Below are 13331 nucleotides of genomic sequence, written 5' to 3' on the forward strand. Positions count from 1 at the left end.
CTTAGGGAGGAGGGCCACTGGACAGGTGAAGTCAGCCAGTGTCTGGGCCGGGAAGATAGTGGGAACCGGCCCGTTCGTCAACCATCCGCGTGTTGCAACATGGCGCGGCGGGCCGTTTTCAGCGGGCGGTGGCTGATGTGGTTGCGGCCTGCCATGCCGAACGTGTCAGCCAGTATTCGGAAATGGACGTATCAGGTGAGATGAACTGCGTGACCTGAGACCACAGCTGCGTCGGGCGAGGGTGGTTGGTTAGCGCGCCAGACATCTGGGCCTCGGAACAGGGGCCATCCAGTGTCAATGTGCGGTGGGGCAGGGCGATGCTGAACGTGCAGCGGGAGGTCTGGCTCAGGGCCGTGGCGCTGATATGCCCTTTCAGGCGACCGGCAACCAGCGGGCGCATGCTGGAATCCAGCCGCATCATTTCCCCTTCCAGCCCACCACCCTGCGTCTGGTGCATGCCAAGCAGAATGCGCGTATCACCATGCGAGGAAAGACCACCATAACGGAGGGGCTCTGCCGCCATCTGGTTGAAAAACGCCTGATAATTTTCCTGCGGAGCAGCAGAGGAGGCAGCCCGTCCTGGTGTGGTCACTCCCGGGACTGAAAGTAGCAGGGCAACGGCAGCGCCCAGCGCAAAACCCGGGCGGAATGAAAACAGGGAACGGTTCATTTGATGCCTCCTAGCCAGCCTTTGCGCCAGAACCAGAGAAGTGGAAGAATGACTGAGGCCGCCATAAGCCCCAGAGAATACCAGTAGCCAAAGCGCCAATCGAGTTCAGGAATATCCTTGAAGTTCATTCCATAAACCCCGGCGATCAGGGTCGGGGCCACGCCAATGAAGCTGACAACAGTCAGAACTTTCATTACGCCGTTCTGTTCAATGCTGATAAAGCCCAATGTGGCGTCCAGCAGAAACTCTACCTTGCCTGCGGCTTGTGAAACATAATCCGTAAGGGATGAAAGATCCCGGTTGGCGGTTGTCATGCGGGTGCGCAACATGCCGGAGAGTGCATAGGGCGCGTTTTCCGTTGGCAGGGTGGTTACGCCCGCTTCAAATCGGCGTGTTGTCAGCGGAAAGCCGGAGGCTGGTGCTGCGCCGTCCTTTTTGCTTTCTCCCAGAAAAATGGTGATGCGCTCTAGCCCAAGCAGTGTATCCCGCATGCGGGAGCATAAATCACCTGAACTGCCAACGCGTTGCAAAAGATCCCGCTGCCATGCGGCAACGTTGCGCAAAGGTGGCTGTTCACGCTGGCGTCGGAAAATATCGTGCGAGAGTTTGTCCAGCAGATTGCCCACACTTTCCAAAATATCGGCCAAGCGGTCCACAATGGTTTCAATAAGGGCCACCAGCACTTCACCACTACCGAGTGTGATTTCTGCCCGGGGAGCAACAACGGCCGCAGGCGTGGGGGATTCAGCCATATGGCCGGGGGGAAGCGCCATGGTGGTCTCGGGCAGGGACTCGGGAGCACGATGTTCGGGAGGGGCAGCGTGATCGGCCACCATCTGCGCTACGGCTTCAAATGAGGGATAGGCCTGAAAGCGGATGGTGATCAGCCGCTCCGCTGTAAGAATGAACCCGACGGGCGAGGTCTGAAACTCGGTGCCAATTTTTTTGAGCAGGGGGGTGGACAGAAAAGCCGCCCCGTTGCGGACACTTATGCGGGATGAGCTTTCAATTTCATTCAGATCATCAAATGTGGGAATGGGCTGGCCGCACAGGGCGGTGGCCAGAGCCTGTTCCTGTGGGGTGGGGTTCAGCAGATCAAGCCATGTTACGCCATGGGCGTCTGCCTCGTTTTCGACCGCCCGGGCGGGCATGCCGGGCCTGTGGGCCAGGAACATGCAAATCTCCCTGAAATTCTAGCAGCATTCACATCAAGCCTGCGGGCCGTGCGGGTGTGGAACCGGGCGGGGTGCCGCGCCCACAAGACTATTGAGGGATATGCCCGTGTCTGCATCCGGCTGGCAAGGGTATGGCGCTTTGCGCATGCGGGGGCTGTGCAAGCTGCAATGGCTTCTGGTAAGCCAGAACACTGCCAGGTGGCCATGGGTGGCCCCGGCATAACGCGGCACAGGAGCGGTAGAACCAGCAATGGCGGACCCGGTAGAACACGGCATAACAGCAAATCAGGCCAATTCCCTCCGGCATGGACCGGATGAGCGTGGGCATTTTGGTGGCTGGTATGGCGGGCGCTTTGTGGCGGAAACGCTGATGCCGCTCGTGCTGGAGCTGGAGCAGGCCTATAACGCCGCCAAGGCTGATCCCTCTTTCCAGAAAGAACTTGATTTCTACCTGCGGGATTATGTGGGGCGGCCCAGCCCGCTTTGGTTCGCCCGCCGCATGACGGAAGAATTGGGCGGCGCGAAGATTTACATGAAGCGTGAGGAACTGAACCACACAGGTTCCCACAAGCTGAACAACGTGATGGGCCAGATTTTACTGGCGCGCCGCATGGGTCGCACCCGCATTGTGGCAGAGACCGGGGCAGGCCAGCATGGCGTGGCCACGGCCACCGTCTGCGCGCTGTTTGGCATGAAATGCGTGATCTACATGGGTGCGACAGACGTTGAACGTCAGTCTCCCAACGTGTTCCGTATGCGGCTGCTTGGTGCGGAAGTGGTGCCTGTTACGGCAGGTGCCGGCACGCTGAAAGATGCCATGAACGAAGCCATGCGGGACTGGGTGGCCAACGTTGCGGATACGTATTTTCTGGTGGGCACGGTGGCTGGGCCGCATCCGTACCCCGCCATGGTGCGTGATTTCCAGAGCGTGATCGGGGAAGAAACCAAGGAGCAGATGCAGGCCGCAGAAGGGCGTCTGCCAGATGTGGTGGTGGCGGCCATTGGCGGTGGTTCCAACGCCATGGGCATTTTCCATCCGTTCCTTGATGATTCTTCCGTAAGGCTGATCGGCGTGGAAGCCGCTGGGTGTGGGCTGGATAGCGGCAAGACTGCGGCCTCCATTGAGCGTGGCCGCCCCGGCGTTCTGCATGGCAACCGCACCTACCTGCTGCAAAATGCAGATGGCCAGATTGATGAGGCGCACTCCATTAGTGCCGGGCTGGATTATCCGGGGGTTGGGCCGGAACATTCCTGGCTGAGTGACATCGGTCGTGCGGAATATGTGGGCGCGACGGACACGGAAGCACTGGATGCCTTCCAGCTTTGCACCCGCACGGAGGGCATTATTCCCGCGCTGGAATCCGCCCACGCCATTGCCTATGCAGCCAAGATTGCACCCACCCTGCCCAAGGACACGCTGTTGGTTGTGAATATTTCCGGCCGGGGAGACAAGGACATCTTCACCGTAGCCGAACATCTGGGAGTGAAACTGTGAGCCGCATCGCCGCCCGTTTTAAATCTCTGGCCGCCGAAGGGCGCGGCGCGCTCATCCCGTATCTGGAAGCGTATGATCCGGATCTTGAAACGTCTCTGGCGCTGCTCAAGGCCATGCCTGCCGCTGGGGCGGACCTGATTGAAGTTGGTATGCCGTTTTCCGATCCGTCAGCAGATGGGCCGGTTATTCAGGCGGCAGCACGCCGGGGACTGAAGGCAGGAGCCACATTGCCGGGCGTGCTGGCCATGGTGGCGGAATTCCGCAAGGAGAATGCGGAAACGCCCGTCATCCTGATGGGCTACCTCAACCCGATTGAAGCCTACGGGTACGACCGGTTCTGCACAGACGCCGCCAAAGCTGGTGTGGATGGGTTGATTATTGTCGATCTGCCGCCCGAAGAAGCGGATGTGATTGAAAAACCTGCCGAGGAAGCGGGGCTGGACATTATCCGGCTGGTGGCGCCCACCACGTCTGATGAGCGTTTGCGCTACGTGCTCTCCCATGCCTCTGGCTTTGTCTATTACGTCAGCATCACTGGCATTACGGGCACCCGCACGGCAAGCAAGCATGATCTGAAAGAAGCCTTGCCACGTCTGCGTGCGGCAACAGATCTGCCAGTCGCCATCGGGTTTGGTATTCGCTCTCCGGAACAGGCAGCAACGGCGGCCAGTATCGCAGATGGCGCGGTTGTCGCTTCTGTCCTGCTGGCAACTCTGGCTGAAACGCTGGATGCGGATGGCAAAGCCACAGCGGAAACCCTGCCGCGCGTGCTGGAGCAGATCCGCGATCTGGCTGCTGCCGTGCGCGCCGGTGTTCCCGCTGCGGACCAAACCGCCTGATGACCCTGCGCAGTTCAGCCCTGAACGGATGAGCACACCGTATCGGGTTTTCGTTATTGGGGGCGGCCCAGCCGGTCTGGCCGCCGCTGAAGTGCTGTCTGATGCCGGGTGTGTGGTTCATGTTGTGGAACGCATGCCCAGCCTCGGCCGTAAATTCCTTATGGCCGGGCGGGGCGGGTTGAATATCAGCCATTCTGAAGCGCAGGAAAAGCTGCTGGCGCGTTATGGTGCGGCAGCCCCGTGGCTTGCCCCGGCACTGGCAGCATGGACAACGGATGATATCCGCCATTGGATGAGCGCACTGGGGCAGGAAAGCTTCATCGGTTCCTCCGGGCGTGTTTTTCCCAAAAGCATGAAAGCCTCTCCGCTTCTGCGGGCGTGGCTTGCCCGTTTGCAGCAGCAGGGCGTGCAGTTTCATACCCGCGTGGACTGGACCGGCTGGGATGCCACAACCGGAAGGCTGAGTTTTACACCGGCACAAGGGCGCTCTGATCTGCCGCCTGACCTTGTAGAACCCTGCCGAGCGGATGCCGTGATGTTGGCTACGGGTGGCGCAAGCTGGCCCCGGTTGGGCAGCAACGGCGCATGGGTTCCAGCATTGCAGGCGCAGGGTGCGACCGTGGTGCCCTTGCAGCCAGCCAATTGCGGATTTCGTACCAACTGGTCCGCGGTCATGCGGGACCGTTTTGCTGGAACGCCGCTCAAGCCTGTGGCCCTGCGGTTTGGTGACCATACCGTGCGTGGGGAGGTGGTCGTGACGGCCACTGGCTTGGAAGGCGGCGCGCTTTATGCGCTGTCTGGCGTGCTGCGGAACCACATCTCCCAGCATGGGCAGGCAGAACTGCTTCTTGATCTACGGCCTGATCTGAGTGTCGCGACTCTGGCGAGCCGACTGGCCAAAGTGCGCCCGCGCGAGAGTTTGTCCAACCGTTTGCGCAAGGCGTTGCGTTTGCCGCCCGTGGTCGCGGCGTTACTGCGTGAGGAGGGTGAGGTTCCCGTCACCCCTCAGGCGCTGGCGGAGCGGCTCAAGGCACTTCCCGTTCTCCTCACTGGGCCCGAGTCTATTGAACGGGCTATTTCCTCGGCTGGGGGTGTGGCTCAGGCCGCGTGTGAGGCAAATTTCATGCTTCACGCCAAACTGGGTGTTTTTGTTGCAGGCGAAATGCTGGATTGGGAAGCTCCAACCGGCGGTTATCTGCTGCATGCCTGTCTTGCTACGGGGCGCGCTGCCGCAAAGGGTGCATTGCAATGGTTGCGGGAAACCCGTTCCTGACGGTATCGGATGCCCCATGACCAACATGATCACAATGGGGGAAGTGCCGGGCGGCGGTCCCGCACAGATGGACCTTGCCGAGCTTCTGGCCACGCGCCTGCTGGTGCAGGGCAATTCCGGTTCAGGAAAGTCGCACCTGCTGCGGCGTTTGCTGGAGCAGTCTGCGCGGTTGGTGCAGCAGGCCATTATTGATCCGGAAGGCGATTTTGTCAGTCTGGCCGACAAATTCGGCCATCTGGTGATTGATGGGGCCGAATGTTCTGAAATGGCGCTGCATGCGGCGGGTGAGCGGATGCGCGTGCATCGCGCCTCTGTCGTGCTGAATCTGGAAGGGCTGGATGCCGACCAGCAGATGAAATGGGCCGCCGCGTTTCTGGGGGGCATGTTCGAAACCCCGCGTGACTATTGGTACCCTGTTCTGGTGGTGGTGGACGAAGCCCAGCTTTTTGCTCCCGCAGCGGCGGCTGAGGTTTCGGACGAGGCGCGGCGGTCTTCGCTGGGGGCCATGACCAACCTGATGTGCCGTGGCCGTAAGCGTGGGCTGGCAGGCGTTATCGCCACCCAACGTCTGGCCAAACTGGCCAAGAACGTGGCGGCCGAGGCGTCTAACTTTCTGATGGGCCGCACCTTTCTGGATATTGATATGGCCCGTGCCTCAGACCTTCTGGGCATGGAGCGGCGGCAGGCGGAAGCCTTCCGTGATCTGCCCCGCGGCACGTTTGTGGCGCTGGGTCCGGCAATGTGCCGTAGGCCAACACCCGTGCGTATAGGCTCGGTTGAAACAGAAAGCCGCTCCGCCGGGCCGGTACTTACACCCTTTCAGCCCCCTTCCGAGCCGCTGCATGATCTGATTCTGGCCCCTTTGCCTGCGGCGGAAGCATTTGTGCGCCCCAGAAAAGCGCCTGCCACCCCACCGCCTGATCTGCTTTCCCAGCTTGCCGCCCATGGCGAGGCGCAGGCGGCAGCCGCACAGGTGGAGCAGGAGCAGGAAGAAACGCCGGAAGATCAGGGCGAACGCGAGTCCCGCATGGCCGCCATTGTGCGGGACATGCTGGCGGATGATGAAACAGCATTTCGCTCCGCTGCCGTGCTGTATCAGGATTTTCTGGTGCGGTGCCGTATTGCCGGGCTGGGCCGCAATGCGCTGGACTTGAAAGGCTTCAATCGCGCTTTGGCCACGGCGCGGAGCGGTGTGACAGAAGATCTGTCCGTCACGCCGGAATGGCAGCAGGCAGAAGCGCTGGCCAATGCTCTGCCGGAAGATCTGCAATCCGTGTTTCTGTTTCTGGCCCGCGCGGCCATTGATCGGCAGCCGTGCCCCTCAGATGCGGAAATTGCCCGGGTGTATGGCACTGTCTCGCAAGGCAGAGCGCGCCGTTTGCTGGAATGGCTGGAAGACCGCAACGTGATTGTCTTGCAGGCGGATGGCATGGGCCGCCGGGTGATTACGGTCATTGGTCCGGGTTGGGAAACCCTGCCCGGCGCGCCGCAGGCGTAATACGCAAAAAAGTGCCGCCTTGCGGGCATGACGGGCGCGGCCTGCGGTGCTATAGCCCGGAGCATGACGGATGACCCGCCTTTCAGCCCGGCCTTGCTGCCGGCCGGCTTTGTAGATCTGCTCACGCCTGATGCCCGGACCGAGGCAGAAGGTGTGGACGCGCTTATGGGCGTATTTGCCTCACACGGATATAACCGGGTGCGGCCGCCGCTTATGGAGTTTGAAGAAACTCTGCTGGCGGGCTCTGGGGCCTCTCTGGCTGACCAGAGCTTCCGGGTGATGGACCCGGATACGCGCCGCATGATGGTGCTGCGGCCCGATATCACACCCCAGATTGCCCGTATGGCTGCGACTCGCCTTGGTGGCGCCCCGCGCCCGCTGCGTCTGTCCTATTCCGGTTCCTGCGTGGTGGTTCTGCCTGCAGCGGCGGAAGAAAGCGGCCGCCAAATCATGCAGGCAGGGATCGAGCTGATCGGGCCGGATACGCCTCAGGCCGATGCGGAAGTCGTTTCCGTTGCGGCAGAAGCGCTGGCGCAACTGGGTGTGCCGGGTGTCTCGTTTGACCTGACCATGCCTCCTTTTGTGCCTGCCTTGCTTGAAGAGGCAAAGGTTCCTGCGGCCGTGCGCCCTGCGTTGATGCGTGCGCTGGACCGCAAGGATGCCGCCGCCGTGGCGGAACTTGGGGGAACTCTGGCTGAAACGCTGATTACCCTGCTGCGTGCGGCTGGCCCGGCGGAACAAGCTGTCAGCCTGCTGGCGCGCATCAATCTGCCGCCGCGCTCCCGCGCTATTATCCAGCGTCTCGCTGATACGGTGGAAGCGGTTCGGGCGCTGAACCCCACCCTGCGCCTGACAGTTGATCCGGTTGAGTTTCGGGGCTGGAAGTACCACACCGGCGTATGCGTTACGGTGTTTGCCGTTGCTCGGTCTGAAGAACTGGGCCGGGGCGGACGCTACCTGTGCAATGATAACGAACCCGCCTGTGGCCTTACGTTCCGGCCAGACGTGCTGTTCCGCATGATTCCGCCCGCTGCAGCGCGTCCGCGTGTCTATCTGGCCCCAGGGGCGGACCGTCAGGTTGCGGCCAGCCTGCGTAAGCAGGGCTATGCCACGCTTGCGGCCCTTGGAGGCGTCTCTGCCGTCGGGGCAAAGGGAGCCGCTTCCACACAGGCAGAAGCCCACGGGCCGGAGTATGATCGGGTCGAGGCCAGACGCCTTGGGTGCAGCCATATTCTTTCAGGTGCCACGTGCACGGAGCTTGAGTAACGGCCGCCAGCCTCAGGCGGCCTCTCTGCCCCATGCGGGGCGTAATCAGGCAGATTTTCCAGGAGCAGACTGTTTATGTCCAACGTCACCGTAATTGGCGCCCAGTGGGGCGATGAAGGCAAAGGTAAGATTGTTGACTGGCTGGCCAGCCGGGCAGACATTGTTGTGCGCTTTCAGGGCGGCCACAATGCGGGCCATACGCTGGTGGTGGGCAATCAGGTTTACAAGCTTTCCCTGCTGCCTTCCGGCGTTGTCAGCGGCAAGATTGGCGTGATCGGCAACGGCGTGGTGGTGGACCCGCAGGCTCTGCTGGCAGAAATTGGCCGCATTCAGGAACAGGGGCTGGTTGTGACCCCCGATACCCTGAAAATTGCGGAAAACGTACCGCTGATTCTGCCCGTGCATGGTGCGCTTGACCGTGCGCGTGAAGCAGCACGCGGCGATCGCAAGATTGGCACTACCGGCCGTGGCATTGGCCCCGCCTATGAAGACAAAGTGGCCCGCCGCGCCATCCGTCTGTGTGATCTGGCCGAGCCGGAAACGCTGGACTGGAAGTTGGACGAACTGCTGTTGCACCATAACACCCTTCTGGCGGGGCTTGGCGCACCAACCTTCAAGAAGGAAGACCTGCTGGCCTTCCTGACGGATATCGCCCCCAAGGTGCTGCCGTTTGCCGCCCCCACATGGGACATTCTCGATGAAGCCCGCCGCACAGGCAGCCGTATCCTGTTTGAAGGCGCTCAGGCTGTCATGTTGGATGTGGACCACGGCACCTATCCGTTTGTCACCAGCTCCAACACGGTTGCCTCCAACGCAGGTACGGGTTCAGGTATGGGCCCAAGTGCTGCCGGTTTTGTACTGGGTATTGCCAAGGCGTACTGCACCCGCGTGGGGGAAGGTCCGTTCCCGTCTGAACTGCATGATGATGTGGGCCGCAAGATTGGTGAGCGTGGGCATGAATTCGGCACTGTTACGGGCCGCCCGCGTCGCTGCGGCTGGTTTGATGCTGTTCTGGTGCGTCATGCCGTGCGTGTTGGCGGCGTGAACGGTCTGGCTCTGACCAAGCTGGATGTGCTGGACGGGTTTGATGAAATCCGTATCTGCGTTGGGTATGAACTGGACGGCAAGACCATTGATCGCTTTCCGTCCTCTCCGGCGGCTCAGGCCCGTATCAAACCAGTGTTTGAAACGGTTGAAGGCTGGAAAGATACAACCCACGGAGCACGGAGCTGGGCAGAACTGCCTGCGCAGGCCATCAAATATGTGCGTCGGATTGAAGAACTGGTAGGTGCACCGGTCACCCTGTTGTCCACTAGTCCTGACCGGGATGATACAATTCTGATGCGTGACCCGTTTGAAGACTGAGGCATACAGACAGCTTCCCCTGGCCAGCTAAGGCTAAGGGAAGCACGTTTGGGTCAAGGTATAGTGAAGGCCCGGTTCTGGCGCGGAAGTGGCAGAGCCGGGCTTTTTGTATCAGCGCGGCTGGGCAGGGTTCTGCTGCATGGCCGTGGCAGCCGGACCTTCCGCAAACCCGCCAAACACGCGGGATGTGGGGTAAAGGGCATGCAGTCGCTCTTTGCGGGCATTTTCATCCAGCGTGGCAACAATGCCTTCCAGCATACCCAGTTGCAGCATGCCGCGTGCAGAGAAAGCCTGGGAAAACTGCTTCCCGAAGGTTTTTAATAAAACTGTCACGGAGGGGCGGGACGCTTTGCCGCTATGCGGCAGAGAAGTGCGAAAAATACTCATGCGAGCGTATCCTGGAGGTGCATCCGGCACGATTGCCGGTCCAGCTCCTTTCCGGTCCCATAATCCAGGAAGTCTGGTGATGTATATAAAGATTTTGCACATCAGCAGGGTGTTTTTCGCAAGGGCGGCAGCGGTGGCGGATTTCCGCCATGCAGTTGTTTTTTTGTCCGGCCACAGCCTATTCTCCGTCCGAATCGTTATGGGTAGGTCATGACGCAGAAAACGAACATTCTTGTGGTTGAAGATGATCCGGCACTCTCCCGGCTTATCTGTTACAATCTTGAAAAACAGGATTACGAGGTCCGGCTGGCAGCAGATGGGCAGGACGCGCTGGAGCAGATTGCGCGCCGTATGCCTGATCTTGTCCTGCTGGACTGGATGCTGCCTGGGGTTTCCGGCATTGAAGTGTGCCGCCGTTTGAGGGAGCAGCCCAAAACCCGTACGCTGCCCGTGATCATGCTCAGTGCCCGTGGGCAGGAGACTGATAGCGTGCGCGGGCTGGATACCGGCGCGGATGATTATCTGGTCAAGCCCTTTGGCATGGAAACGCTGTTTGCGCGTGTAAAGGCCATTTTGCGGCGTGTGCCCCCCCCCAGCAAAACCTTGCAGTTTGAAACGCTGGTGCTTGATCGGGTAGCGCACAAGGTTGAACGCAATGGTCGTCTGCTGGCGCTTGGCCCAACCGAATACCGGCTGCTCGAATTTCTGATGAGCCATCCTGGGCAGGTTTTCTCCCGCGAGGAACTGTTGGAGCACGCATGGGAGCGCAGTTCCTACGTTGAACTACGTACTGTGGATGTACACATTCGTCGTCTGCGCCAGACGCTGAATGAAGGGGATGAAAAAGACCTGATCAGAACAGTGCGGGCGCGCGGTTACGCGCTTGATCTGCCGCAGGACTGATTTTGTCCGATTGCCCGAACTGGCCTGACTCATGATGCACGCCCTGCTTTTTGCGGCTGGTGGTGCGTTGGCGGGGGGGCTGCTGGCAAGCGGACTGACGGCGCTGGCTTTACGGCGTGGTCAGGACCCTGTTCCAGAAAAACTGCCGGAACCTCCGCCCTTTCTTCCCGCCAGAGCGCGACTGCTTATGGCTGTGGAGCAGGTGGTGTCTTCTCTCCCGGCGGCCAGTCTGGTGCTCGATCAGGACAGACGCCAGCTTTATGCTTCCCCCCAGGCATACCGACAATTTGGAGAAAGCGTAGGCAGTATTGAACGGCATCCGGCGTTTCAGGGGGCGCTGGACCGGCTGGCGACGCGCAGTCCCACCCGGGGAGAAGAAATAGAAGAAGCCCGCATTGTTCTCGATGTGCCCATGCATCGCATCGTGCGAGGGTTTTTCCAGAAAAAAGCATTTCCCAAGAACATTTTTGCGTCTGAAGAGGAAAGGAATGAGGAACGCCGCACCGTTCTGCTGACCTTTGTTGTTCTTTATGATGTGACCGAGGCCGAGATCACGGAACGCCAGCATGCGGATTTCGTCGCCTTTGCCAGTCATGAACTCCGAACCCCGCTCGCAGCCCTGATGGGTTTTATTGAAACCCTGCAAGGCCCGGCAGCGGATGATCCGGAAGCCCAAAAGGAGTTTCTGGGTATCATGGCCGCGCAGGGTCGTCGCATGCAGCGGCTGCTTGATGGTCTGCTGTACCTCTCCCGTGTGCAGATGCTGGAACATCAGCGCCCGCGCGGACAGATACGGCTGGTGGAACTGTGCAGCAGACTCCAGAGCGAGACGAGCATCCTGTTTCGGCAGAAGAATGCAGCAGAACTGGTTGTTGTGCCCCCGGATAATCCGCACCTGTGTGTGGCGGGCGATGAAGACCAGATGTTGCAGGTGCTGATCAACCTTGTTGAAAATGCTCTGAAATACGGCGCCTGCCATGGCAAGGACCGACGGGAGAGCGCGCTGAAAATAACCGTAAGCTGTGCGGAGGTGCCATCGGGTGGCGGCTGGCCAACGGGGCCGGGCGTTGTTCTGCAGGTGGCGGATAATGGGCCGGGTATTGCCGCGCGGCATCTGCCACGTTTAACGGAACGGTTCTATCGGGTGCCCAAAACATCCGCCATCGTGCAGGGAAGCGGGCTGGGGCTTGCCATTGTGCAGCATATCATCACCCGCCATGGCGGCCGGTTTGTGGTGGACAGCACTGTGGGAGAGGGCACAACCTGCAAAATCTGGCTGCCCTTGGGTGACGCGACGGCTGTCATAAAAACGTAATAAAACTGTCTTAAAGACGTCATTACCTTTTAAGGGGCAGACCCATTAAGGGAGAGGGCAGACGCAGCTTCGCTGTGTTTTTTTGATGATGTTCAGGGATCATACCGAAATGCATCTTTCATTCCGGCCACTTGCCATTCTGCTCGCGGCAACCAGCCTTGCTGCTGCGCTGCCTGGCGTCTCCAAGGCCGAAAGCGTAACGGGAGCAGGCTCCAGCTTTGCCGCCCCGATCTATGAAGCCTGGGGTGAAGCCGCCAAAACGGCTGTGGGTGTTGCTGTCAATTACCAGAGCGTTGGCTCCAGCGCCGGGCAGAATCAGGTTCTGGCAGGAACGGTGGATTTCGGTGCGTCTGATGCCCCGATGGATGCGCAGAAAATTGAGTCTGCACATCTGTTCCAGTTCCCCACCGTTATGGGTGGCATTGTGCCTGTTGTGAACATTCCGGGCATGAAGGCCAACGCGCTGCGCCTGAGCGGTGAAGTGCTGGCTGGTATTTATGCAGGTGACATCACGGAATGGAATGATGCCAAGATTGCAGCCCTGAACCCGGGTGTAAAACTGCCTGATCTGGCCATTGCGCCGATCCACCGTGCTGATGGTTCTGGCACCACGTTTGTGTTCACATCCTACCTGGCCCGGTCTTCTGACTCCTGGAAAAACAATCTGGGTGCTGGCACGTCCATCTCCTGGCCCGGTGGTCTGGGTGCCCGTGGGAATGATGGCGTTGCCGCTACCGTGCAGAACACGGAAGGCGCTATTGGCTATGTTGAATATGCCTATGCCAGCCGCAACCACCTGACCACCATCAAGCTGCGCAACCATGCGGGCGAAGATGTTGAAGCCAACCAGACCAGCTTTGCGCATGCCGCTGAATCTGCTGACTGGAAAAATGCCTCTCACTTCGCTGTTGATCTGCTGGATACCGCAGGCCATGGCGCATGGCCCATCGTGTCCGCCACCTATGTGCTGACCCCGGTTCCGCCCAAAGATGCAGCCCGCGGCAAGGCCGTGCGCAGCTTCTTTACCTGGAGCTTTGAAAAGGGTGATGCCATTGCTGCCAAACTTGACTACGTGGCTCTGCCGCAGGCAGTGAAAAGCGCCATTCTGTCTTCCTGGAAATAAGCACTTATTTTTTAGATTATCG

General features: G+C 60.0%; 12 protein-coding genes. 9 read left to right on the plus strand and 3 right to left on the minus strand.

Annotated elements, in window-relative coordinates; genetic code table 11:
* Nucleotides 1-118: 118 nt before the first annotated feature.
* Nucleotides 119-670 (minus strand): hypothetical protein, encoded by a 552-nt coding sequence (locus ASN_RS08470; protein ID WP_058987897.1) that lies wholly within the window; start codon nt 668-670, stop codon nt 119-121.
* Entirely contained in the window at nt 667-1845 is a 1179-nt protein-coding gene (locus tag ASN_RS08475; protein ID WP_231948450.1) for a magnesium transporter CorA family protein, read from the minus strand. Before ASN_RS08475 ends, ASN_RS08470 begins: the two co-directional genes overlap by 4 nt.
* Nucleotides 1846-2095: 250 nt before the next feature.
* Between ASN_RS08475 and trpB the strand changes: the two genes are divergently transcribed.
* From trpB to ASN_RS08505, 6 genes are all read left to right on the plus strand, one after another.
* Nucleotides 2096-3340 (plus strand): tryptophan synthase subunit beta, encoded by a 1245-nt coding sequence (trpB, locus tag ASN_RS08480; RefSeq protein ID WP_006557877.1) that lies wholly within the window; start codon nt 2096-2098, stop codon nt 3338-3340.
* Nucleotides 3337-4179 (plus strand): tryptophan synthase subunit alpha, encoded by an 843-nt coding sequence (gene trpA, locus ASN_RS08485; protein ID WP_058987898.1) that lies wholly within the window; start codon nt 3337-3339, stop codon nt 4177-4179. Before trpB ends, trpA begins: the two co-directional genes overlap by 4 nt.
* Nucleotides 4180-4207: 28 nt before the next feature.
* The gene (locus tag ASN_RS08490; protein WP_058989243.1) at nt 4208-5452 is read left to right on the plus strand and encodes a TIGR03862 family flavoprotein; all 1245 of its coding nucleotides are present in this window, start codon (nt 4208-4210) and stop codon (nt 5450-5452) included.
* Between the two features lie 16 nt (nt 5453-5468).
* A complete protein-coding gene (locus tag ASN_RS08495) occupies nt 5469-6950 on the plus strand; it encodes an ATP-binding protein (protein ID WP_058987899.1) in 1482 nt (493 codons plus the stop codon).
* 27 nt (nt 6951-6977) lie between these two features.
* On the plus strand, nt 6978-8216 hold the full coding sequence (locus ASN_RS08500; RefSeq protein ID WP_058987900.1) for an ATP phosphoribosyltransferase regulatory subunit: 1239 nt from the start codon (nt 6978-6980) through the stop codon (nt 8214-8216).
* 75 nt (nt 8217-8291) lie between these two features.
* Nucleotides 8292-9581 (plus strand): adenylosuccinate synthase, encoded by a 1290-nt coding sequence (locus tag ASN_RS08505; protein ID WP_006557882.1) that lies wholly within the window; start codon nt 8292-8294, stop codon nt 9579-9581.
* 111 nt (nt 9582-9692) lie between these two features.
* Here the strand turns inward: ASN_RS08505 and ASN_RS08510 are convergent, their stop codons facing one another.
* Nucleotides 9693-9968, minus strand: a complete 276-nt coding sequence (locus ASN_RS08510) for a hypothetical protein (RefSeq protein ID WP_006557883.1) — start codon at nt 9966-9968, stop codon at nt 9693-9695.
* Between the two features lie 210 nt (nt 9969-10178).
* On the opposite strand from ASN_RS08510, the gene phoB reads away from it, so the two are divergent.
* The 3 genes from phoB (at nt 10179) to pstS (ending at nt 13309) form a co-directional block, all read left to right on the plus strand.
* A complete protein-coding gene (phoB, locus tag ASN_RS08515; protein WP_006557884.1) occupies nt 10179-10871 on the plus strand; it encodes a phosphate regulon transcriptional regulator PhoB in 693 nt (230 codons plus the stop codon).
* Nucleotides 10872-10902: 31 nt separating this feature from the next.
* Nucleotides 10903-12186: a sensor histidine kinase gene (locus ASN_RS08520; protein WP_058987901.1), complete on the plus strand. Its 1284-nt coding sequence runs from the start codon at nt 10903-10905 to the stop codon at nt 12184-12186.
* A 109-nt stretch (nt 12187-12295) separates the two neighbouring features.
* On the plus strand, nt 12296-13309 hold the full coding sequence (gene pstS, locus ASN_RS08525; RefSeq protein WP_006557886.1) for a phosphate ABC transporter substrate-binding protein PstS: 1014 nt from the start codon (nt 12296-12298) through the stop codon (nt 13307-13309).
* Nucleotides 13310-13331: the final 22 nt, after the last annotated feature.

Source organism: Acetobacter senegalensis (assembly GCF_001499615.1).
GTDB lineage: Bacteria > Pseudomonadota > Alphaproteobacteria > Acetobacterales > Acetobacteraceae > Acetobacter > Acetobacter senegalensis.